This window comes from Nocardia sp. NPDC056064, from assembly GCF_042266925.1.
In the GTDB taxonomy this organism is placed as follows: domain Bacteria; phylum Actinomycetota; class Actinomycetes; order Mycobacteriales; family Mycobacteriaceae; genus Nocardia.
Window position 1 is genome coordinate 1,568,133 of sequence record NZ_JBHJWO010000001.1, and the last position, 22,018, is coordinate 1,590,150.

Sequence of the window (22,018 nt, forward strand, 5' to 3'; positions counted from 1 at the left end):
CGAACATATGTTCGAACACGCGCTAGACTGTCCCCATGTCGCTGCCCCTGCAAGGTTCACTGTTCGACGGTGACGCGGTGGCGCTGGGTCCGATCGAGGCGATCCGGCGCACCCCGCTCGATGCCACCGCCTGGGTCGACGTGCTGCCCGGCTGGCTCGGCGGCGCGAGCACGCTGTTCGAGCGGCTGGCCGAGCGGGTGCCGTGGCATGCCGAGCGCAGGCCGATGTACGACCGGGTCGTCGACGTCCCCCGGCTCGTCTCGTTCTACGGCGAGCACGATCCGCTGCCCGACCGCATCCTGGTGGCCGCGCGCAGCGCGCTGAGCACGTACTACGCCGCGGAGCTCGGCGAGCCGTTCCGCACCGCGGGCCTGTGCTTCTACCGCGACGGCCGCGACAGCGTGGCCTGGCACGGCGACACCATCGGGCGCGGCGCCACCACCGACACCATGGTGGCGATCGTGTCGGTCGGCGCCGCGCGCTCGCTCCTGCTGCGTCCGCGCGGCGGCGGTGCCAGCGTGCGTTTCACCGCCGGACACGGCGATCTGCTGGTGATGGGCGGCGCGTGTCAGCGCACCTGGGAGCACGCGGTCCCCAAGACCACGCGCCCGGTGGGTCCACGCATCAGCATCCAGTTCCGGCCGCGCGACGTGCGCTGAGCTCAGCCGGTCCGCAGTACCGAGGCGACCAGGTCGCGCACGCCCGCGCGCAGGCGGTCGGCCTCCCCCGCCCTGGCCAGCCGCTGACCGGCCTCCCCGCCCACGGCCGACAGCAGCAGCGCGCCGACGACCTCCGCGTCGACATCCGGGCGCACCGCACGCAGCAGCGTGGCGATGTGCTCGGCCCAGAAGGCGTGGAACTCGGCGCTGCGCGGGTGGGGCGGCATGGCCTGATAGGCGGCGATCAACTCCACGTCGTCGGTGAACAAGCGGGTGATCGCGTCGAAGAACGCGAGCAGCCGCTCGTCCGCGGGCGCACCGGGTCCCAGCGGCGGCGGACCCTCGGTGACCGCGCTCATCAGGGCGATGGCGCCTTCCGCGACGAGTTCGTAGAGCAGGCCGGAGCGACTGCCGAACCGGTGGAAGATCGTGCCCTTGCCGACGCCCGCGGCGGCCGCGACGCGATCCATCGTCACCCCGGCGGCACCGTGTTCGGCCAGCAGTGCCGCGGTGGCGTCGAGGATCGCGCGCCGGTTGCGCGCGGCATCGGCACGTTCGGTGGGTCGCCCGGTCATCGCACCCGCTTTCCCGGCAGCCGCCGATCCGTTGACAAGTTGACCGCCGGTCCATATCGTCGTCGTGACAATATCTGGACCGGCAGTCAACTTATGGAGTTCTCGATGCAGGCAATCGTAATGACCGAGACCGGCGGACCCGAGGTCCTGGTCGCCCGGGAGGCCGACCGGCCGCGCCCCGGCGCGGGACAGGTACTCGTGCGCGCCGAGGCGATTCCGGTGCTGTTCCCCGAGACCAAGGTGCGTTCGGGCGAGTTCCCCTTCCCCGCGCCGCTGCCCGCGGTCTTCGGATTCCAGGCGGCGGGCATCGTGGCCGAACTCGGCGACGGTGTCGATCCGTCCCTGCGCGGGGCCCGCGTGGTGGCCTCGACCAGCAGTTTCGGCGCCTACGCCGAATATGTTGCCGCCGAGGCCGATTCGGTCACCGTCATCCCGGACGGCCTGAGCACCGAGCAGGCGGCCGCCGCCCTCATGCCGGGCTCGGTGACGCTGGCGCTGCTGGACGCGGCCCGGGTGGGCCCCGGCGAGACCGTCCTCGTCGAGGCGGCCGCGACCGGCATCGGCAGCTACCTCACCCGGCTCTGCGCTGCCGCGGGCGCGCGGGTGATCGGCACGGCGGGCGGCCCGGAGAAGGCCCGTCTCGCACGCGAACACGGCGCCCACGCGGTGATCGACCACACGGCTCCCGACTGGACCGACCAGCTCACCGCGTCGCTCGCGGGCGCCACGATCGATGTCGTCTTCGATTCCCTCGGTGGCGATTCGCTGACCCCGCTGCTCGACGTGATCACTCCGCTGCGCGGGCGCATCCTCAGCTACGGCTGGCTCACCGGCGCACCCGCCCAGCTCACCGCGACCGACCTGATCCTGCGCGGCCTGACCCTCACCGGCTGCGCGGGGACCGCATGGCTCGCCGAGGTCGCCGCCCAGCGGCCTGCCGCGCTGGCCGCTGTCGCCGACGGCCGCCTGGTTCCGGTCGTGGACACCGTATTCCCGCTGGCCGAGGCCGCCGAAGCCCACCGCAGGCTGGAAGATCGCCGCGCACTGGGGGCGGTGCTGTTGCGGCCCTGACGACCGCACCCGATCCGGCCCCGCGCGGGCCGGGCCGGGCGGGCCACGACAGGCCGGATGTCGGTGGCTGGCCGTAGGATCCGGGGCATGGGGAGTCCATTGATGCCGCACGTCCGGTCGGCCAATCGGTTGACGGCGCGGTGGTGCGCGAGGTTCGGGGGCGACGACACGGTGGTGTCGGCGGCGGGGGTCTGGCCGTTGCTCGCCATCCTGGCCGGGTGCGCGCAGGGGCGGGCACGCACGGAACTGGCTGAGGCAGCTGATGTTCCGGCCGAATACGCACACGCGGCCGGGCTGGAGTTACTGAAGACGCTCGACGCGTCGCAGGAGGTCACCACCGCGATCGGCGCGTGGGTGCGGCCGCGGCTGACCCTGCGCGAGGAGTGGGTGCGCAGCATGCCCGCGGGCACCGTGGGCGCGCTGGGTGACCCGGCACGGCTGGACGCGTGGGCGCGGGAGCACACCGACGGGTTGATCACGAAGTTCCCGGTGCCCATCACCGAAGACACCGTGTTCGCCCTGGCCACCGCGTTGCTGGCGCGTACCCGGTGGGTCGTTCCGTTTCTCGACGTGCCGTTCACGCCGGAAACCGGTCCGTGGCAAGGACATCGCGGCCCCGGGCTGTTCCGCGGGAGCCGCCCGGACGGATCGGTGTCGGTCCTCGACGACACGGTCACGCGCGTGGTGATCCGCGGGCGCGGCGAGCTGGATGTGCACCTGCTGATCGGCGACGAGAGCCCGGACCGCGCGATCGCGGCCGGTCTCGCGGCGCTGGACGGCGAGGTCGCGGTGCGCACCGAACTCGTCCCGGGTATCGTCGCGCCCTGTCTCACCGTGCAGCGACGCGAATCCTTCGGCGGCGACGCCGTCTGTCTCACGCTCCCGCCTTTCGAGGTACGGGCGAAGCACAACTTGTTCGAGCAGGCGGCACTGTTCGGCCTCACGGCCGCGCAGGACGCGTCCCAGGGCCATTTCCCGGGTCTCGCGGTGCAGCCGGTCGCACTCGACGCGGCCGCCCAGGAGGTGGTCGCGCGGTTCGACGCCGACGGCTTCGAGGCGGCGGCCGTCAGCGCGGTGGCGGTGGCGCCGGGCGGCGTTCCGCGGCAGGAGATGTCGACCATCACCTCGGTGGAGATCGATCGCCCGTTCGGATTCCTGGCGGTGGACCGGCCGAGCGGGCTCGTGCTGGTCGCGGGCCAGGTCACGCGGCCGCCGCGGGAGTGGACGAGCCCGGCCGGAATCGGCGCTCCCGGCCGAATGCCGGATGTGATGGGGTGAGTCCGATAATTGTTCTTGTCGATCACGTTGTTCAGCAACAGGATTCGGTTTCGACACGGCTAGCGGAGGTCGTATCCTGGTAGGAGTCCGCACAAGGTTGCACAGGGGGTCGTGGTGATCGTCGTCGTCGCGGACGAAACCGAACTCGAAGGCGCAGAGCAGATCGTCGGCACGGCGATCCGCGACTGGGTGTCCGAGGCCGGTGGGGTCGCTGTCTTCCGCTGCCATGTGGCCGAGAGCCGGGGCGGGTCCGTCGAGGTCGACGCGCTGGTGTGCACGCCGCAGGGTGTCACCGTCGTGGAGGTGAAGGGATTCACCGAACGCCAGGCGGGCATTCTGGCGACCCCGCCGAACGGGCCGTGGACCATCGACGACGAACCGGCCGCGCTGTATCACGCCACGCGCGTCCCGAATCCGTTCGTCCAGGTGCGCCGCCAGGTCTTCGCGGTCAAGAACCTGCTGCAGCAGGCGGGCATCTTCGGCTGGGTGAACGCGGTGATCGCACTGGTCCCGCAGCCCGGCTCGGCCATCACCCTCGAGGAGACCCGCATCGCCGACGGCTACCGCGCCGTCCTGGTCGACCGCGACGATCCCACTCCCCTGCACGACTACTTCCACGCCGAGACCGGCCGCACGGTCCGGCTCAGCGTCCACGATGTCGCCCGCGTGTTCACCGCGCTGAACCTGCACCATCTGCTGCCCGCACCCGACGCCCTGGCAGGCCAGGGTTTCCCCGCCGATCTCGACGCCGCGACCACCAGCCGCCCGGTGACCCCGCCCCCGGTCGAACTCCCCGAACCCCCGGCCGAGCCCGTTCGCGAGCCGAGCGGTCCACCACCCATGACCTCGCGGATCGGCCAGTCGGCGACTCCGGCCTTCCTCGCCGCGATCGACCGTCTCGCCCACCGGCCGCAGCGTGCGGATGTGGACGTTCATGCGGAGGGCGGGCAGCCGCCTGCGCGCGAGGCGAATCCGCGCGACCGAACTCCGGGGCGTGAGGAATCCGCTGCCGCGGCGGCCGTCCCGGAGAACGCCGCCGTGAGCGTGACGCGTGAGGAGGCGACCGTCGAGGACCACACTCCGGGCGCCGAGAAGTCCACCGCCGGGAACGCGATGGGCAGCAGCAGTGGACCGCGGGGCGAATCCAGTTCTGCTGTGGCGGGTTCCGGCGATGCCGGCGATACGACTCCGATTCGCAGCGCGTCCGCGTCGTCGGGCGCCGAGATACCACCCGCGTCAGCTGGGGCCGAGGCACCACCGGCGCCATCCAAGGCCGAGGCACCACCCGCGCCCTCCGAGACCGACGAGTCATCCACGTCATCGAGGGCGGAGGCACCACCCGCGTCAGCTGGGGCCGAGGCGCTGCCCGCGCCGTCCAGGGGCGAGGTGGTACCGGTGCCAATCGGGGCCGAGGGGTCATCCACGTCAACCGGGGCCGAGGTACCACCCGCGCGCTCGGAGACCGACGAGCCAACCACGGCATCCGAGGCCGAGGCACCACCCACGTCAGCGGCGACGACGCCTCTCGCGTCATCCGGAGCGGAGGGGTCACCGAGGACACTGGGGGCGGACAGCGGTGAGGGTTCCTCGTCCGCTCGTCCGGCCGTGGGTTCGCCGGTGGCCGCGCCGGCGGGTGTGGTTTCGCTGGTCAAATCCGCGAGTCTGGGAGACGAGCGGGCCGCGAACGTGTCGGCAGCTGCCGGCGAGCAATTGCCGGATACCGATGACGCGGAGGGGTGGGACGACTCGGCGGACGACCGGTTCGAGAACCGGTCGGCGGGTGTCGGCGAGCAGGTCTCCGATGCCGATGGCTCGTCGCCCGGTGAGGACGAGGCGGACGGCCGGTTCGCGGACAGGTCGTTGAGGCCGGGCGGGCAGTTCTCCGAGTCCCGTGGCGGAGACCGCTGGGACGACGGTGATGACTGGGACGGGTACGAGGACGATGATGGGCCGCGGTCCGGCTCGTGGCGCGGGGACGATGAGGCGCCACGATCTGGCTCATGGCACCCGGACCACGATGCGCCACGGTCCGACTCATGGCACCCGGACGGCGATGCGCCGCAGTCCGACTCATGGCACCAGGGCGACGATGCGCCACGGTCCGGCGACGCTGCGGCGAGTTCGCGGAGCGCGGGGATCGGGGCGGCGGCCGGATTCGCCGCGGCCGGGGCGGGGGCGGCGGCCGCGGGTACCGCGCGGCGGCGGGAGTCCTCGGAATACTCTGCGCCGCAAGGGAACACCGAGCACTGGAGCGACTGGGTCGAGCGGGACCACTCGGCCCGGCAGTCGGCCTCGCAGGCGCGCCGCCCGGTGGGTGGTTCGTGGCTCGAGCGGTGGCGTAACCGCCCGGTTCGGGAGCGGCGGCAGTCGGCGCTGCGCCGGGTACGGATCGGGCCAGGGGTCGCGCTGGTGTTGTTCATCGCGCTGTTCGGGGCGGGATTCTTCGCGATCACGGCCGTGCAGGCGAGCCGGTTCGTGATGTCGGACTACGACCGGATGTGCGGCGAGAACCGCACGCCGTTCCCGAACGCGGCGGAGTACGACCGGGACGGGCCGAGCCCGATCTATCTCTCCGGCGATCTCGGCAGCATGGTCACCCGTGACGACGCACGCGCCTGGCGGCCGACCGATCCGGGCACGGCGCAGCTCATCGCCTGCATGAAGCAGCTCGAGCTGCGCGAACTCGTGCAGACCTGCCAGTACGCGCCGGAGCCGGGCGAGCCGATCGGCCGCACCGTCAACCTGTTCCGGGCCAGCTACGAGGTGGTGGTCTACGAGCTGCGGACGGGCCGGGAGGTGGCCAGGGCCATCATGTTCGGCGACCGCTACTCCGCCGATCCGGCGAACACCGACCCGGACCGCTGCCGCGCCGCCGCCGACGCCCCCGACTTCCTCGGACGGCGCCTCGGCCAACCCTCGGCCGCCCAGGTCACCGGTTTCCTCACCCCGGTCGTCCACCCCGACCGCTGATCCGCCTTGACCTCGAGCCCACTCGAGGTTGCAGGATCACCGTGTGCCTCGCGCACATCCCGACACCGCGCCACCCGGCGCCGGTCGCGCCTCCGCCGGGCCACGTACACCCACCGGCGGAGGCCGTCGGGAACACGCCCACCCGGCCGAGTTGCCTTGCGGCTCTGGCAAGCTGGCCGGGTGGAACCACCGAATTCACCGGGGCACGGGAGTAGTCCGACCGCCGAGCCATGGCGACCACCCGCCGGTCGACGCAAACGACCCGGCCACCGCGAGCAGCAGGCCCGCAATGCTCGCTTCTTCGGCGGACGGCGGAAATGGGTGTGGATCGGGGTGCTCGCCACCGTTGCCGTCGCCGTGAGCACGTTCGCCGTCGTCGGTTTCGCGCAATCGGACTTCCGCAAGATCGCCACCGGGGACTGCGGGTACTTCACCCGGGCGCCCGGCCACCGCGACACTTTCGAACGTCGACCCTGTGACCATCCCGAGGCAGTCCTGATCGTGACGCAGGCGGCGAGCAAGCAGGAGTGCGCGGTCGGCGACGCCGCCTTCGGTAAGTCCGGTCGGCGCAAGAGCTGGTGCCTGCAACTCAATGTCGCCGTCGGGGAATGCGTCAACGATCCGAAGAACAAGAACGCCTGGCTGAATCGCCTGCGCAAAGTGCCCTGCACAGCGGGAACGTTCATGGTCGACACCCGGGTCGCGGCCGAGGATCGGCAGGTCTGTGCGGCATCGTCGAAGAAGTTCGCGGTGACCGAGGCGGTCGTCCACGTGCGGCCCCCGGTCTCGTACTGCCTGCACCAGATCTGAGGCCGAGACGGCGACAGCCGCAGATCCCGGAAGATCCGCGGCTGTCGGAGAACGAGGATCACGCTGAGGCGGTGATCTCCCATTCGTAGATCGTCAGCTCCGAGGCACCGGTGGTGTGCACCGGATCGGTGTGCGCGATCGCCGTTGCGGCATCGAGGCTTTCGGCCAGGATGACGTAGGCGCCGCCGCTGCCGTCGGTGAACTTGCCACTCTCCTGGAGCTGCCCCTTGGTGATCAGCTCCTGCAGGAACACGCGGTGCGGTTCGATCACGGACGCGTCGAAGCGCGGCGTGCGCATGACCATCACCAGGTACTTGTTCGCCACGGTCAGTCCTCGGGTTCCGGACGCGGAGCCCGGGTGGCGGCCGCGGCGGCCCGCACCTGCGGCGCGACCTGCACGACCTGACCGAGCACACCGTTCACGAACGACGGCGAGTCGTCGGTGGACAGTTCCTTGGCCAGCTCCACGGCCTCGTCGACCGCCACGACCGGCGGCACATCGGTGGCGTGGAACAGCTCCCAGACCGCGATGCGCAGGATCGCCCGGTCGACGGCGGGCAGCCGCGACAGGGTCCAGTCCTGCAGGTACGACTCGATGGTGCCGTCGACGCGATCGAGATCGTCGGCGACGCCCTCCACCAGGGTGCCGGTGTAGGCGTGGACCGGGGCGACACTCTGATCGCTGGTCGCGAGCTCGGCGCGTTCGGCGAGCAGATCGGAGACGTCGACGTCACGCGCCTCCGCCTCGAACAGCAGGTCGACGGCCCGGCGGCGTGCCTTGTGGCGCGCGCCGAGCTTCTTGTACGAGCCCTTCTTGTCTGCCGGGGAGTCCGCCACGATCAGGCGTTGACGCGGCCGAGGTAGCTGCCGTCGCGCGAGTCGATCTTCAGCTTGTCACCGGTGTTGATGAACAGCGGGACCTGGACCTCGGCGCCGGTCTCCAGGGTGGCGGGCTTGGTGCCACCGGTGGAGCGGTCACCCTGCAGGCCGATGTCGGTGTGCTGCACGACCAGCTCGATGGTGACCGGGAGCTCCACGAACAGCGGCGCGTCCTCGTGCACGGCGACCTGCACGCCCATGTTCTCCAGCAGGAAGCGGGCACCGTCGCCGATGGTGGCCTCCGCGATGGAGATCTGGTCGAAGGTGTCACCGTCCATGAAGATGTAGTCGGTGCCGTCGTGGTACAGGTAGGTCATGTCGCGACGGTCGACGGTCGCGGTCTCGACCTTGACGCCGGCGTTGAAGGTCTTGTCGACGACCTTGCCGGACACGACGTTCTTCAGCTTGGTCCGCACGAAGGCGGGGCCTTTGCCCGGCTTCACGTGCTGGAATTCGACGATCTGCTGGAGCTGACCGTCGATCTTCAGCACAAGGCCGTTCTTGAAGTCGCTGGTGTCCGCCACTGTCCTCGGATCTCCTCGTTCGTTTACTGCGGTCTGGGTGCGACCGGCGTCAGTCGACGACGGTCAGGTCCTTGGTGGTGAGGGTGAGCAGTTCCGGGCCCCCTTCACGCACCACGAGCGTGTCCTCGATCCGGACCCCGCCGCGGCCGGGAAGGTACACACCAGGTTCGACGGTCACCGCCACGCCAGCAAGAAGTGTACCGGTACTGGTTTTGGCCACTCCCGGCGCTTCGTGGATCTGCAACCCGACCCCGTGCCCGAGACCGTGCACGAACTGGGGGCCGTACCCGGCGTCGTGGATGACGACCCGGGCCGCGGCGTCCACCTCACGGGTCTCGGCCCCCGGTTTCAGCGCCTCGCGACCGGCCCGCTGGGACCGGGCGACCAGGTCGTAGATCTCACGCTGCCAGTCCGCGGGCTCGCCGAGCACCAGGGTCCTGGTCATGTCGGAGTGGTAGCCGTCGACCACCGCGCCGAAGTCGAACTTCACGAAATCGCCCGCGGCCAGCACGGCACCGGTGGGCCGGTGGTGCGGAATAGCGGAGTTGGCACCCGCGGCGACGATCGTCTCGAACGAGATCGCCTCGGCTCCGTGGTCGAACATGGCCCACTCGAGGTCGCGGGCGACCTGGCGTTCGGTGCGGCCGGGCCGGATCAGGCCCCGGTCGAGCAGGGTGGCCAGCGCCGCGTCGGCGGCCGCGCAGGCCGCGCGCAGCTGGGTGATCTCGTAGTCGTCCTTGACCATGCGCAGCTGTTCGACCAGGCCCGAGGTCGGCACGAGTTGCAGCCCGGTGCGCTGTTCCTGGAAGGACTTGTGCTCGTCGACGGTGACGATGTGACTCTCGAATCCCATCCGGCCCAGCTGCCACTCCCCGGCCAGTTCGAGGATGCGCCGGGCCGTCGCGCGGGCGATCTCGGCGCGCAGATCGGGCACCTGGGCGGCCACCTGCGCGGAATAACGGCCGTCGGTGCCGATCACGGTGTGGTCCTCGGCGCCGCGCATGTCCCACGAGTGCACCAGCAGGACGGCGTTGGATCCGGTGAAGCCGGTGAGATAGCGGATGTTGACCAGATCGGTCACCAGCAGCGCGTCGACGCCGTTCTCCACCAGCAGGCTCCGCAGGGCGCCACGCCGTGCCGCGTGGTCGGGACCCGGGTTGTCAGCACACATGGGACAACGCTACCGCCCCGCCCCCGACACGTCGGCACCGAACGCGGGACTCGTCGCGGCGCAACGCGGGCGGCCGCACAACTGGAGATCTGCCTGTTCACAACCGGCGACTTTGTCCACAATCGCCGGAGAGGGGCTCGATCGGCCGCGGTCGGGCCCGCACGATCGATCCATGACCACTGCCGCGTATTGCCTGCTCGTCGCCTGGTGCTTGCTGCTGGGTGTCATCGATGTCCACGCCCGCCGGTTGCCCAACGCGCTGACCGGCCTCGGCGCCGCCGCCGTCTTCCTCTATGCCGGATCCACCGGTCAGCTCACCACGGCGGTGATCGGCGCCGCACTGCTGACCATGCCGTACCTGGTCGTCCATCTGGTCTCCCCCGCCACACTCGGCGCGGGCGATGTGAAGCTGGCGGTGGCGCTGGGTGGCGCCGCGGCGCTGGCCGGACCACCCGCCTGGACCTGGGCCGCGGTCGCCGCACCGGTGCTCACCGGCCTCGCCGCGGCCGCGCTGCTGGGCAGTCGATGGGTCGGGGCGCGGGTGCGACACGCCGTCGACCGCACGCGCTCGGTGGGCCACCGGGAGCTGGTGCCCCACGGGCCCGCCATGTGCCTGGCCACCGTGTCGGCGATGGCGCTGACGTGATCGCCGCCACGGCGTACGGCGCCGATCGGGGGGCGGATCGGGTCGCTGCGAGGATGCCCGGGACCGGTCCGCCGCAGCACAGCCGTGGCACCGGGCGGCATCGCGCGGCCCGGCCCGGCGCGGACGTGCCGCTCGTCACGTCGGACCACGTCACCACCTACGCGTGTCGACGTGGGAAGATGGTCGGCGTGTTGCGCTGGATAACTGCCGGAGAATCCCATGGTCCCGCTCTCGTCGCCCTCCTGGAAGGGATGGTCGCCGGAGTCGAGGTGACATCGGAGGATGTCTCCGCTCAGCTCGCGCGCCGCAGGCTCGGCTACGGGCGCGGCGCCCGCATGAAGTTCGAGGCCGACAAGGTCACCCTGATCGGTGGTGTGCGCCATGGCCGCACCATGGGTGGCCCGGTCGCCATCGAGGTCGCCAACTCCGAGTGGCCCAAGTGGACCGAGGTGATGTCGCCCGACCCGGTCGACGAAGCCGAACTCGCCGGGATGGCGCGCAACGCGCCGTTGACCCGGCCGCGTCCCGGGCACGCCGACTACTCCGGCATGCTCAAGTACGGCTTCGACGACGCCCGTCCGGTGCTCGAGCGCGCCAGTGCGCGCGAGACCGCGGCGCGCGTGGCCGCGGGCACCGTGGCCCGCAACTTCCTGCGCCAGGCCTTCGGTGTGGAGGTCATCTCGCACGTGGTGTCGATCGGCACCGCCGCCGACACCACCGGTGTCATCCCGGGTGCGGGCGATCTCGACGCCATCGACGCCAGCCCGGTGCGCGCGTTCGACGCCGAGGCCGAGGCGGCCATGATCGCCGAGATCGAGGCCGCGAAGAAGGACGGCGACACCCTCGGTGGCGTCGTGGAGGTCATCGTTTCCGGCCTGCCCATCGGGCTCGGTTCGTTCATCAGCGGCGAACAGCGGCTGGACTCGCGCCTGGCGGCCGCCCTCATGGGCATCCAGGCGATCAAGGGTGTCGAGGTGGGCGACGGTTTCGAGACCGCACGCCGCCGCGGCAGCCAGGCCCACGACGAGATGCGTCCCGGCCCCGACGGCGTGCTGCGCTCGACCAACCGCGCGGGCGGTCTGGAAGGCGGCATGACCAACGGTGAGGCGCTGCGCGTGCGCGCCGCGATGAAGCCGATCTCGACGGTGCCGCGCGCGCTGTCGACCGTGGACATGTCCAGCGGCGAGGAAGCCGTCGCCATCCACCAGCGCTCGGATGTGTGCGCGGTGCCCGCGGCCGGTGTGGTCGCGGAGTCGATGGTGGCGCTGGTCGTGGCACAGGCCGCGCTGGAGAAGTTCGGTGGCGATTCGCTGGCCGAGACCGTCGACAACATCACCAGTTACGTCAAGCGGATCGGCAACCGCCCGCACGTGCCCGCGGACAGCCGTACGTCGTGACCGGGCCGGGGCAGCAGGGGGCCGCGGAGAACGACGCGGGCCCCACGTCTGTCGAGCCCGAGCCGGCTCCCCCCGCCGAGGCGGGGGGTACGCCGCGCGCGCGGGTCGTGCTGGTCGGTCCGCCCGGATCGGGGAAGTCCACGATCGGGCGCAAGCTGGCCAGGGAACTGGGTGTCGAGCTCTACGACACCGATGCCGGGATCGAGGCCGACACCGGCCGCAGCATTCCGGAGATCTTCGCCACCGACGGCGAACCGGAGTTCCGGCGGATCGAGGAACAGGTCGTGCGCCGCGCCGTGCTCGAACACGAGGGCGTGGTCTCGCTCGGTGGCGGCTCGGTGCTCTCCGAGCGCACCCGCGCGGTGCTGCGCGGGGCCACCGTGGTGTACCTCGAGATCAGCATCGGCGAGGGGCTGCGGCGGACCGGGTCGAGCAATGCCCGGCCGCTGCTCAACGGCGCCGACCCGGCCGCGAAATACCGTGAGCTGATGAACATCCGGCGGCCGATCTACCGCGAGGTGGCCACGGTGCGCGTACGCACCGACGGACGCAGCCCGGGCCGGGTGGTGCGGATGATCCTGGCCAAGCTCGGCCTGGAATCGGTGCGCACCGACCTCGATGCCGAGCGCAAGGCCGCCAACACCACTGCCCCGGCGAGTTCGACGAGCAGGCCGGGGATCGGCAGCAACCGGTCCAGGGCGCGGCGGCGGGCCAGGGCACGGGCCGCGGCAGCGCGGCGCGCGGAGCAGCCGGGCACCGCCGATCCGATCGGTTCCGCCGACACCGGCCGGAACCGTTCGGCCGCACCACGATCCGAATCCGACACCGGCACTGCGGGCCGGTCCGGCGCGGGCGAGCGCACCGCAGGCACCCGCCGGTCCCGGCGGACCAGATCACGCCGCGGCGGCGCGCGCATCCGGACGGCCGCGGCCAACCGCGAAGCCGCCGCGCGTACCGCGGCGGGCGAACGCGGCACCCAGGCCGACACCGGAACCCGCACCGGCACATCGGAATCCGCGGGCACGCGGGCCGGGTCGGGACAGCCCGGCACGGCCGAGCGCGCCGATCGCGCCCGGCGCGGCACGCCGCGGCGCCGCGGCAGACGCACCACCAACGACCAGAAAGAATCGGAGCAGCGCACGTGACAGAGCCGACCACCATCCAGGTCCGCACCGCCGACCCGTACCCGGTGATCATCGGTCGCGGACTGCTCGGCGACCTCGTCGAGGCCGTCACCGCGGGCAATGCCGTGCGGACCGTGGCGATCTTCCATCAGCCGCCGCTGGCCGAGACCGCCGAGGCGGTGCGCACCGCACTGGCCGAGACCGGTGTCGACGCGCACCGCATCGAGATCCCCGACGCCGAGGACGGTAAGGACCTGGCCGTGGCCGGGTTCTGCTGGGAGGTGCTCGGCCGGATCGGGCTGACCCGCAACGACGCCATCGTGAGCCTGGGCGGCGGCGCGGCCACCGACCTGGCCGGCTTCGTGGCCGCCACCTGGATGCGCGGCGTGCGCATCGTGCACGTGCCGACCACGCTGCTGGCGATGGTCGACGCGGCGGTCGGCGGCAAGACCGGCATCAACACCGAGGCGGGCAAGAACCTCGTCGGCAGTTTCCACGAGCCCGGCGCCGTGCTGGTCGACCTGGTGACGCTGGAGACGGTGCCGCGCAACGAGATCGTCGCGGGCATGGCCGAGATCATCAAGGCCGGTTTCATCGCCGACCCGGTGATCCTGGACCTGATCGAAGCCGATCCGGAGGCCGCCCTCGACCCCACCGGTACGGTGCTGCCCGAACTGATCCGGCGCGCCATCCAGGTCAAGGCCGATGTGGTCGCCGCCGATCTCAAGGAATCGAGCCTGCGCGAGATCCTGAACTACGGCCACACCCTGGGCCACGCCGTGGAGCGCCGCGAGCGCTACCGCTGGCGCCACGGTGCCGCTGTGTCGGTCGGGCTGATGTTCGCGGCCGAGCTGGGCAGGCTCGCGGGACGTCTCGACGACGCCACCGCCGACCGGCACCGCACCATCCTGGAGAGTGTCGGCCTGCCGGTGAGCTACGACGCCGACGCGCTGCCGCAGCTGATGGACGCGATGCAGACCGACAAGAAGACCCGCTCCGGTGTGCTGCGGTTCGTGGTGCTCGACGGCCTGGCCAAGCCCGGCCGCCTCGAGGGCCCGGACCCGAGCCTGCTGGCGGCCGCCTACTCGGCGATCGCCCGCGAGGACAAGCCGGGCGGCGCGATCCTGCTCTGAGCCGGGAACGCCCACCGCCACACCCGGCGGTGGGCACCGGATTCGCCGACCACGACCGAGCCTCTTCCGAGACGGCGAACCGTGCCGTGCCGCGACTGGAAGCGGTGCCGCACCGCGAGCGAGTGGCGCAGCGATCAGGCGGTGGCGAGTTCCGGTTCGCCGGTGATCTCGGCGGTTTCGGCGGCGTCGCGGGCGCGTCGCGCGCGCACGCCCGCGACGGCGACGCCCACCATCGCGGGCAGGAAGATCAGCAGCATGATGAACGAGGCGGCCGAGGTGAGCTCGAACAGCGCACCGCTGTCGCCGAGTTCCACGCGCGGGAGCTGATCCAGCGCCCAGCACACCGCGCTGCTGCTCAGCCCGGCACCGAATCCGGCGGCCAGCCAGCGCACCGTGAGGTCGGTCCCGCCGGAGCGCCTGTCGCGCAGGCCCCACACCACGGCCGTGCCGACGAGCACGACCAGGCAGGCCACCCGCCACAGCAGGCCGTAGGTCGGCAGCGTCGCCATCGCGAATCCCAGCAGGACCCGCAAGGCGACGACCAACGCGCCGAGACCGACGGCTCGTAACACCCAAGCGCTCATGGGCAACACCTTAGCGGGCCAAAACTAGAACCGGTATCAATTCTGGGTATCGGCGAGCTCGTCGAGGGCCGCCGCCATGGCCGCGCGTGGCGCGGGCTGCCCGGTGAACAGCTCGACCTGCCCGTACGCCTGGTTCAGCAGCATCTGCAAACCACTGACGACGGTGTGCCCGGCGGCGGCCACGGCCTCGGCCAGGGGGGTCGGCCAGGGGTTGTAGATCGCGTCGAGAACCACCGGCGCCCCGGCCACCGACTCCGCGACCGCGGCCGCCGCGCTCGACGGGATCGTGCTGACGACCGCGCCCGCCCGCGCGCAGACCGCGGCGAGCCCGGCGTCGTCGAAACCGATCGTCGACACCGTCATACCGAGACGCTCGGCGAGTTCCACCGCGCTACGCGCCCGCCCGGCGTCGCGGGCGATCACGGTCACCGACCGGGAACCCAGTTCCGACAGCGCCAGCAGGGCGGGCCGTGCGGTGCCACCGGCACCCAGCACCACGGCTTCCTCCAGCGTGCCGACCCCGCCGCCGCGCAGCGCGCCGAGCACCCCGTCCACATCGGTGCAGTCGGCCAGCCAGCCCGCCTCGGTGCGCACCAGGGTATTGGCCGAACCGACCAGCACGGCGCGGTCGGTGCGCACGTCGGCGTGGGCCAGGGCGGCTTCCTTGCCCGGCATGGTCACCGAGAGCCCGACCCATTCCGGGCCGAGCCCGTCGACCAGTCCTGGCAGCTGCTCGGCCGTGCACTCGACGCGCTCGTAGCTCCAGTCCAGCCCGAGGGCGCGGTAGGCGGCCAGGTGCAGCTGGGGCGAGCGCGAGTGCGCGATGGGCTTACCGAGCACCGCCGCCTTGCGCGGCTCAGCCACCGTAGGGCCGGGAGCTGTCGAGGATGCCGCTGCGCTGGGCCTGGGTGACCAGGCGCAGGTGCTCGGAGTAGTCGTCGGTGAACAGCGTCGTGCCCTCCTTGTCGACGGTGACGAAGTACAGCCAGTTCCCCGGTTCGGGGTTCTCCATCGCCTCGAGCGCGCCCAGCGAGGGGGCCGCGATCGGGGTCATGGGCAGGCCGTGCATCGCGTAGGTGTTCCACGCGGTCTCGGTGGCGCGGTCGGCATTGGTGGTCGCGACCTCGGTGGTGTCGAGGGTGTAGTTCACCGTCGAGTCGAACTGCAGCATCTGGTCGACCTTCAACCGGTTCACGATCACCCGGGCGACCTTGCTCATGTCCTGCGGCTTGGCCTCCCGCTCCACCAGCGACGCGGCCACCAGGGTCTCGTACGGCTTCAGGCCCGTGGTGGCTCCCGACTGCAGCAGCCCGGTGGCCTCGTAGCGCTGCACGCTCGAGGACACCAGCTGACGCAGGATCTGCTCGGGGGTGCCGCTCGGGTCGAAGTCCCAGGTGCCCGCCGCGATCAGCCCTTCCAGCTGACGCGCCCGGTCCGGGCAGTCGCGCACGCCCTGCATCGCCCATTCCGGCACGCCGAGCTTGGCCAGGTCCAGGCTCGCGCCCGCGGCGTCGAGCTGCTCGTAGGTGACGCACTTCTGGTCGGCGCCGTAGCAGCTGGCCTGCGCGATCTTGCGATAGATGCCGTCGTAACGGCCCCCGGTACTCACATCGTGCTTGTCGTGCAGCAACCGGCCCTCGGAGACGATCACATTGCCGACGCGGGCCTTTCCACCCACCAGCGTGGCCACCGCGTCGGCGGCCGGGCTGTTCACCCCGATCGCATAGAAGCCGGGCTGCACACTGTTCATGCCCGAGTTGCGCACGGCCGCTTGATAGAAGGCCTCGCGGCTGGCGACCACGCCCTTGTCGTGCATGGCCGCGGCGATCTGTGTCGCGGTATCGCCCTGATGGACCTGGACGATGACCTGCGCGCCGGGCGGGCCCGCGAAATCGGCGGCCGGCGTGAGGCTGCCGATCAGCTTGTAGCCGGCGAAACCGGCCCCGGCCACCACGAGCACCATGAACACGCCCGTGATCAACCACATGTTGCGGCGGCGGCGCTTGCGTTCGGCCGCCTTGCGCGAGGCGATCCGCGACCGCTTGCGGCCCGCGGCGGGCCGGGCGCGCTTGCCCTCGCGTTCGCCCTCGCGGGACTTCGCCCGAGCGCCGTCGCGGGCACCGTCACGCGGCTTCGGCCGCGCACCGTCGCGCCCACCCGCGCGCGGCGTGCGGGCGGGAGCGGCGCGCTCGCGCACCCGGCGCGGTGGGGCCACCGGTTCGGGCTCGGGCTCGGGCTCGTCGTAGGGCTCGTCCTCGTAGCGCGGGATGACGTCGGTGCCGTCCTCGTCGTCCCAGCCGGGCGGGCCCGACGGCGGCTCCTCCTCCGTGCGCGCGGTGCGGGCGTCCAGGCCCCAGTCGTCGCGCCGGGGGTAGCGCCGATCAGCTTCCCTTGCCCGGTAGCGTTCCTCGGCCCTGGCCCATCGGTCGGTCATGCATCATCTCCGACCGCATTCGTCGTCTCTGCGTCCTTCAACACCGAACTCCGCTCGTCCAACCATCCTTGCAGGATCGACACGGCTGCCGCCTGGTCGATCATCTGCCGCTGGCCACGTGCGCGAACTCCACTGTCGCGCAGCGCACGTGCAGCAGACACCGTAGTCAAACGTTCGTCGGAAAGGCGTATCGGAATCGGGTCGATCACCCGGCGCAACTGCTTGGCAAACTTGCGCGCGATCCCCGCCGCCGTGCCGTTCTCCCCGCGCAACGTGCGTGGCAGGCCGATGATCACCTCGACCGCTTCGTACTCCCGCACAATCTCGGCAATTCTCGTGATGTCGGCGGGTGGACCGCCCGCGCGCCCGGACTTGGCGCGCGGGACGGTCTCCACCGGCGTGGCGAGGATGCCGTCGGGATCGCTGGAGGCGACCCCGATGCGGACGCTGCCGACATCGATGGCGATGCGGCGCCCGCGGCCGGGGTCGGTCGCCGGATCCGGTCGATCAGCGGCGGTGTCGTCGGCTGAACCGGGGGTGGTCATCAGCCGGCGAGTTCGGCCACCCGTGCGCGGACCGCGGTCAGACCCGCGGGGATGCCGGCGGGATCGGAGCCGGAGCCCTGCGCCATCTCCGGCTTGCCGCCGCCGCGACCGGCGATGCTCGGGCCGAAGGCGCCGACCAGATCGCCCGCCTTGAAACCCAGGTCCTGGGCGGCCTTGTTGACGGTCACCACGAACGGCGCCTTGCCGTCGACGTCACCGAGCAGCACGATCACCGCCGGATCGCTGCCGAGGCGGCCGCGGATATCGGTGGCCAGCGTGCGCAGGTCGCCCGCCGCGACACCGGTGGGCGCGGCGGCGGCGACCAGGCGGACCGCGCCGACCCGCTCGGCCTGCTCGGCGAAGGTCCCCGCCGAGGACAGCACCGCGGCGATCTTGGTGCGCTCGAGTTCCTTCTCGGCCACCTTGAGCCGCTCCACGAGCTGCTCGACCCGGCCGGGCACCTCCTCGGAGGGCACCTTCAGCGAGGACGCGACACCGGCCAGCAGCGCGCGCTCCTTGGCCAGGTACTTGTAGGAGTCCAGGCCGACGAAGGCCTCCACGCGGCGCACGCCCGAGCCGACCGAGGACTCACCGAGCACGGTGATCGGGCCGATCTGCGAGGAGTGCTCGACGTGGGTGCCACCGCACAGCTCCATCGAGAACGGGCCGCCGATCTCCACGACGCGCACCTCGTCGCCGTAGTTCTCGCCGAACAGCGCCATGGCGCCCATTTCCTTGGCCTTGGGCAGATCGGTGACGAAGGTGTTCACCGGGAAGTCGGCACCGACGGCGTCGTTGGAGACGGCCTCGATGTCGGCCTTCTGCTGCTCGCTCAGCGCGCCCTGCCAGTTGAAGTCGAAGCGCAGGTAGCCGGGCTTGTTCAGCGAACCGGCCTGCACGGCGTTGGGGCCGAGCACCTGACGCAGCGCGGCGTGCACCATGTGCGTGCCGGAGTGGCCCTGGGTGGCGCCGCGGCGCCAGGCCGGATCGGCCTGGGCGAGCACGACATCGCCCTCGGTGAGCTGGCCCTGCTCGACGGTGGCCTTGTGCACCCACAGCTTCTTGGCGATCTTCTGCACGTCGTTGACGCGCAGCTTCAGGCCGTTGGCGGTGATGGTGCCGCGGTCGGCGATCTGGCCGCCGGACTCGGCGTACATCGGGCTGCGGTCGAGGATGACCTCGACATCGGAACCCGCCTGCGCGACCGGGACCCGCACGCCGTCGGCGATCAGGGCCAGCACGTGCGCCTCGGAGGTGAGCTCGTCGAAGCCGGTGAACTCGGTGGCGCCGCGGTCGACCAGTTCCTTGTAGACGGTCAGGTCGGCGTGGGCGTGCTTGCGGGCCTGGGCGTCGTCCTTGGCGCGCTTGCGCTGCTCGGCCATGAGCGAGCGGAAGCCCTCCTCGTCCACCGAAAGGCCCGCCTCGGCGGCCATTTCGAGGGTGAGGTCGATCGGGAAGCCGTAGGTGTCGTGCAGCGCGAAGGCGTCCGAGCCCGCGATCTGCTTGCCGCCGTGGGACTTCACCGCGGTGGCGGCGTTGTCGAAGAGGGTCTCGCCGGTGTTGAGGGTCTTGCGGAAGGCGGTTTCCTCGCCGACCGCGACGGTCTCGATGCGGGCGAAGTCGGTGGCCAGCTCGGGGTAGGACGGCGACATCAGGTCGGAGACGACCTTCATCAGCTCGGCCATCACCGGCTGCTCGGCACCGAGCAGGCGGGCCGAGCGCACGATGCGGCGCAGCAGGCGGCGCAGCACGTAGCCGCGGCCGTCGTTGCCGGGGTTCACGCCGTCGGCGATGAGCATGGCCGAACTGCGGACGTGGTCGGCGATCACGCGGAAGCGCACGTCGTCGGCGTGCTCGACGCCGTAGGAGCGGCCGGTGAGCTGCTCGGCCTTGTCGATGATCGGGCGCAGCAGGTCGGTCTCGTAGACGTTCTCCACGCCCTGCAGCAGCATGGCGACACGTTCGACGCCCATGCCGGTGTCGATGTTCTTGCGCGGCAGCGAGCCGATCGGCGGATGGCCCTGCTTGGGGCTCAGATCACCGCGGATGTCCTGCATGAACACGAGATTCCAGATCTCGAGGTAGCGGTCCTCGTCGGCGACGGGGCCGCCTTCCTTGCCGTAGGCCGGGCCGCGGTCGTAGTAGATCTCCGAACAGGGACCACCGGGACCGGGGACGCCCATGTCCCAGTAGTTGTCCTTGCCGTCGCGGAACTGGATGCGCTCCTTCGGGATCCCAGCGACGCGATGCCAGATCTCGGCGGCCTCCGGGTCGGACTCGTAGGCGGTGACCCAGATGCGCTCGGGATCGAAACCGAAGCCGCCCTCCTCCTGGGACTTGGAGATCAGCTCCCAGGCCAGGGTGATGGCGCCTTCCTTGAAGTAGTCGCCGAAGGAGAAATTGCCCGCCATCTGGAAGAAGGTGTTGTGGCGGGTGGTCACGCCGACCTCGTCGATGTCGCCGGTGCGCACGCACTTCTGCACGCTGGTCGCGCGCGCGTACGGCGGCGCTTCCTGTCCCAGGAAATACGGCTTGAACTGGACCATGCCCGCGTTGACGAACAGCAGGTTCGGGTCGGCCAGGATCAGCGAGGCGCTGGGCACCTCGGTGTGTCCGGCGCGGACGAAATGGTCCAGGAAGCGTCGGCGAATCTCGTGGGTCTGCACAAATACCCAGCCTACCGGTGCGGCGCACGTGGTTTTTCATCGCCCGGGGTGGTCTGTCCCACTGGGCGTGCCGCCTCAGCGACCCCGCACGATACGGCGCAGCCGGGCCACCCGCGGACCGACCTCGCGTTCGTAGCCGTGGTCGGTGGGCTCGTAGTAGTCGGTGCCGACGAGTTCGTCGGGTGGGTACTGCTGGGTGACGACACCGTCGCGCGCGTCGTGCGGGAACCGGTAGCCCTGGGCGTTGCCGAGCCGGGCGGCCCCGGAGTAGTGCCCGTCGCGCAGATACGGCGGTACCGCGCCCGCCTTCCCGGCCGACACGTCGGCCATCGCCTTGCCGATCGCCGAGGTCACCGCCCCGGACTTCGGTGCGGTGGCCAGATGGATGGTCGCCTGGGCGAGCGCGAGCCTGCACTCGGGCAGCCCGACCTGCTGGACCACCTGGGCGGCGGCCGTCGCGGTCTGCAGGGCCGTGGGGTCGGCCATGCCGATGTCCTCGCTGGCGTGGATCATCAGGCGGCGCGCGATGAATCGCGGGTCCTCCCCCGCCGCCAGCATGCGGGCCAGGTAGTGCACGGCGGCGTCGACATCGGAGCCGCGGATGGATTTGATGAACGCGCTGATCACGTCGTAGTGCTGGTCGCCCGCGCGGTCGTAGCGCACGGCGGCCTTGTCGACGGCGGCCTCGACGAGTTCCAGGTCGACCGTGCCGTCGGCGGCCGATTCGGCGGAGGCCTCCAGCGCGGTCAGCGCGCGGCGGGCGTCACCGCCCGCGATCCGCACGAGGTGGTCGAAGGCCTCGTCGGTGACGGTGACCGACCCCGCCAGTCCCCGCTCGTCGGCCACGGCACGTTCCAGCACGGCCCGGATGTCGTCGGGGGTCAGCGATTGCAGCTGCAGGATCAGTGAGCGCGACAGCAGCGGGGCCACCACCGAGAACGACGGATTCTCGGTGGTCGCGCCGACGAGCAGCACGATCCGGTTCTCCACCGCGGCCAGCAGCGCGTCCTGCTGGGTCTTGGAGAAGCGGTGGATCTCGTCGATGAACAGCACGGTCTGCTCGCCCGCGGTGAGCCGCCTGCGCGCCAGGTCGATCACCCCGCGCACCTCCTTGACCCCCGCCGAGAGGGCCGAGAGCGCCTCGAACCGGCGGCCGGTGGCCTGCGACAGCAGCGAGGCCAGGGTGGTCTTGCCGGTGCCGGGCGGTCCGTAGAGCAGCACCGAGGCCGCACCCGAACCCTCCACCAGGCGGCGCAACGGCGAGCCGGGGCCGAGCAGATGCTGCTGGCCGATGACTTCGTCGAGGGCGCGTGGGCGCATGCGGACGGCGAGCGGCGCGCCCGGATCGCGACGGATCATCGCGTCGGCGCCGGGCTCGGGCTCGGCGTGCGCGCCGGGCACGTCGAAAAGACTCTCGCTCACACCGAGCAGGGTACCGACGGGGTCGGACAGCTCCGCCGGACCGACCCGGCCGCGACGCGCGGACGACGCGAAAGTGGACAGTTGACCAATATTCGGTCCGCCGACTTGCGCCGGGGCGCCGGGTCGGCTG

19 protein-coding genes and 1 pseudogene are annotated in these 22,018 nt (G+C 71.4%); 9 read left to right on the forward strand and 11 right to left on the reverse strand.

Annotation, left to right across the window (positions count from 1 at the left end):
* Window positions 1–35 precede the first annotated feature (35 nt).
* Window positions 36–659: an alpha-ketoglutarate-dependent dioxygenase AlkB gene (locus ACFC06_RS07215; RefSeq protein WP_375928757.1), complete on the forward strand. Its 624-nt coding sequence runs from the start codon at window positions 36–38 to the stop codon at window positions 657–659.
* 2 nt (window positions 660–661) lie between these two features.
* On the opposite strand, the gene ACFC06_RS07220 is transcribed toward ACFC06_RS07215, so the two are convergent.
* A complete protein-coding gene (locus ACFC06_RS07220; protein WP_375928759.1) occupies window positions 662–1,234 on the reverse strand; it encodes a TetR/AcrR family transcriptional regulator in 573 nt (190 codons plus the stop codon).
* A 105-nt stretch (window positions 1,235–1,339) separates the two neighbouring features.
* Between ACFC06_RS07220 and ACFC06_RS07225 the strand changes: the two genes are divergently transcribed.
* The 4 genes from ACFC06_RS07225 (at window position 1,340) to ACFC06_RS07240 (ending at window position 7,363) form a co-directional block, all read left to right on the forward strand.
* The gene (locus ACFC06_RS07225) at window positions 1,340–2,305 is read left to right on the forward strand and encodes a zinc-binding alcohol dehydrogenase family protein (RefSeq protein ID WP_375928761.1); all 966 of its coding nucleotides are present in this window, start codon (window positions 1,340–1,342) and stop codon (window positions 2,303–2,305) included.
* 87 nt (window positions 2,306–2,392) lie between these two features.
* Entirely contained in the window at window positions 2,393–3,583 is a 1,191-nt protein-coding gene (locus tag ACFC06_RS07230) for a serpin family protein (protein ID WP_375928763.1), read from the forward strand.
* 111 nt (window positions 3,584–3,694) lie between these two features.
* Window positions 3,695–6,553: an NERD domain-containing protein gene (locus ACFC06_RS07235; protein ID WP_375928766.1), complete on the forward strand. Its 2,859-nt coding sequence runs from the start codon at window positions 3,695–3,697 to the stop codon at window positions 6,551–6,553.
* Between the two features lie 333 nt (window positions 6,554–6,886).
* The gene (locus ACFC06_RS07240; protein WP_375928768.1) at window positions 6,887–7,363 is read left to right on the forward strand and encodes a hypothetical protein; all 477 of its coding nucleotides are present in this window, start codon (window positions 6,887–6,889) and stop codon (window positions 7,361–7,363) included.
* A gap of 58 nt (window positions 7,364–7,421) precedes the next feature.
* Here ACFC06_RS07240 and ACFC06_RS07245 read toward each other — a convergent pair whose 3' ends face one another.
* The 4 genes from ACFC06_RS07245 to ACFC06_RS07260 are packed head-to-tail and all read right to left on the reverse strand — an operon-like array spanning window position 7,422 to window position 9,937.
* The gene (locus ACFC06_RS07245; RefSeq protein WP_375928770.1) at window positions 7,422–7,688 is read right to left on the reverse strand and encodes a YciI family protein; all 267 of its coding nucleotides are present in this window, start codon (window positions 7,686–7,688) and stop codon (window positions 7,422–7,424) included.
* A 2-nt stretch (window positions 7,689–7,690) separates the two neighbouring features.
* Complete coding sequence (gene nusB / locus ACFC06_RS07250) at window positions 7,691–8,200, reverse strand: transcription antitermination factor NusB (protein ID WP_375928772.1); 510 nt, start codon at window positions 8,198–8,200, stop codon at window positions 7,691–7,693.
* A 2-nt stretch (window positions 8,201–8,202) separates the two neighbouring features.
* Window positions 8,203–8,766 carry an elongation factor P gene (efp, locus tag ACFC06_RS07255; protein WP_375928774.1) on the reverse strand — a complete coding sequence of 188 codons (564 nt, stop codon included), beginning with the start codon at window positions 8,764–8,766 and terminating at the stop codon, window positions 8,203–8,205.
* A 49-nt stretch (window positions 8,767–8,815) separates the two neighbouring features.
* On the reverse strand, window positions 8,816–9,937 hold the full coding sequence (locus tag ACFC06_RS07260) for an aminopeptidase P family protein (RefSeq protein WP_375928776.1): 1,122 nt from the start codon (window positions 9,935–9,937) through the stop codon (window positions 8,816–8,818).
* Between the two features lie 172 nt (window positions 9,938–10,109).
* Here ACFC06_RS07260 and ACFC06_RS07265 point away from each other — a divergent pair, with 172 nt between their 5' ends.
* The 4 genes and pseudogenes from ACFC06_RS07265 to aroB all read left to right on the forward strand — a co-directional run bounded on the left by ACFC06_RS07265 (window position 10,110) and on the right by aroB (window position 14,237).
* Entirely contained in the window at window positions 10,110–10,583 is a 474-nt protein-coding gene (locus ACFC06_RS07265) for a prepilin peptidase (protein WP_375928777.1), read from the forward strand.
* A 188-nt stretch (window positions 10,584–10,771) separates the two neighbouring features.
* The gene (aroC, locus tag ACFC06_RS07270; protein WP_375935255.1) at window positions 10,772–11,980 is read left to right on the forward strand and encodes a chorismate synthase; all 1,209 of its coding nucleotides are present in this window, start codon (window positions 10,772–10,774) and stop codon (window positions 11,978–11,980) included.
* A gap of 107 nt (window positions 11,981–12,087) precedes the next feature.
* Window positions 12,088–12,570: pseudogene (locus ACFC06_RS07275) on the forward strand (shikimate kinase); the annotation flags it as partial.
* Between the two features lie 551 nt (window positions 12,571–13,121).
* The gene (aroB, locus tag ACFC06_RS07280; RefSeq protein ID WP_375928779.1) at window positions 13,122–14,237 is read left to right on the forward strand and encodes a 3-dehydroquinate synthase; all 1,116 of its coding nucleotides are present in this window, start codon (window positions 13,122–13,124) and stop codon (window positions 14,235–14,237) included.
* A gap of 134 nt (window positions 14,238–14,371) precedes the next feature.
* Here aroB and ACFC06_RS07285 read toward each other — a convergent pair whose 3' ends face one another.
* From ACFC06_RS07285 to ACFC06_RS07310, 6 genes are all read right to left on the reverse strand, one after another.
* Entirely contained in the window at window positions 14,372–14,821 is a 450-nt protein-coding gene (locus ACFC06_RS07285; RefSeq protein ID WP_375928781.1) for a B-4DMT family transporter, read from the reverse strand.
* A 36-nt stretch (window positions 14,822–14,857) separates the two neighbouring features.
* Window positions 14,858–15,685, reverse strand: a complete 828-nt coding sequence (locus ACFC06_RS07290; RefSeq protein WP_375928783.1) for a shikimate dehydrogenase — start codon at window positions 15,683–15,685, stop codon at window positions 14,858–14,860.
* The gene (gene mltG, locus ACFC06_RS07295; RefSeq protein WP_375928785.1) at window positions 15,678–17,255 is read right to left on the reverse strand and encodes an endolytic transglycosylase MltG; all 1,578 of its coding nucleotides are present in this window, start codon (window positions 17,253–17,255) and stop codon (window positions 15,678–15,680) included. Before mltG ends, ACFC06_RS07290 begins: the two co-directional genes overlap by 8 nt.
* Window positions 17,252–17,800: a Holliday junction resolvase RuvX gene (gene ruvX / locus ACFC06_RS07300; RefSeq protein WP_375928787.1), complete on the reverse strand. Its 549-nt coding sequence runs from the start codon at window positions 17,798–17,800 to the stop codon at window positions 17,252–17,254. Before ruvX ends, mltG begins: the two co-directional genes overlap by 4 nt.
* The gene (alaS, locus tag ACFC06_RS07305; RefSeq protein ID WP_375928789.1) at window positions 17,800–20,466 is read right to left on the reverse strand and encodes an alanine--tRNA ligase; all 2,667 of its coding nucleotides are present in this window, start codon (window positions 20,464–20,466) and stop codon (window positions 17,800–17,802) included. Before alaS ends, ruvX begins: the two co-directional genes overlap by 1 nt.
* A gap of 75 nt (window positions 20,467–20,541) precedes the next feature.
* Window positions 20,542–21,918 (reverse strand): replication-associated recombination protein A, encoded by a 1,377-nt coding sequence (locus ACFC06_RS07310; protein ID WP_375935258.1) that lies wholly within the window; start codon window positions 21,916–21,918, stop codon window positions 20,542–20,544.
* Window positions 21,919–22,018: the final 100 nt, after the last annotated feature.

Bases quoted from the DNA above. Each gene is read 5' to 3' on its own strand.
- ACFC06_RS07260 (WP_375928776.1), bottom strand. From the start codon at position 9,937: ATGTGTGCTGACAACCCGGGTCCCGACCACGCGGCACGGCGTGGCGCC.
- ACFC06_RS07265 (WP_375928777.1), top strand. From the start codon at position 10,110: ATGACCACTGCCGCGTATTGCCTGCTCGTCGCCTGGTGCTTGCTGCTG.
- mltG (WP_375928785.1), bottom strand. From the start codon at position 17,255: ATGACCGACCGATGGGCCAGGGCCGAGGAACGCTACCGGGCAAGGGAA.
- ACFC06_RS07220 (WP_375928759.1), bottom strand. From the start codon at position 1,234: ATGACCGGGCGACCCACCGAACGTGCCGATGCCGCGCGCAACCGGCGC.
- ACFC06_RS07230 (WP_375928763.1), top strand. From the start codon at position 2,393: ATGGGGAGTCCATTGATGCCGCACGTCCGGTCGGCCAATCGGTTGACG.
- ACFC06_RS07215 (WP_375928757.1), top strand. From the start codon at position 36: ATGTCGCTGCCCCTGCAAGGTTCACTGTTCGACGGTGACGCGGTGGCG.
- ACFC06_RS07285 (WP_375928781.1), bottom strand. From the start codon at position 14,821: ATGAGCGCTTGGGTGTTACGAGCCGTCGGTCTCGGCGCGTTGGTCGTC.
- ruvX (WP_375928787.1), bottom strand. From the start codon at position 17,800: ATGACCACCCCCGGTTCAGCCGACGACACCGCCGCTGATCGACCGGAT.
- ACFC06_RS07225 (WP_375928761.1), top strand. From the start codon at position 1,340: ATGCAGGCAATCGTAATGACCGAGACCGGCGGACCCGAGGTCCTGGTC.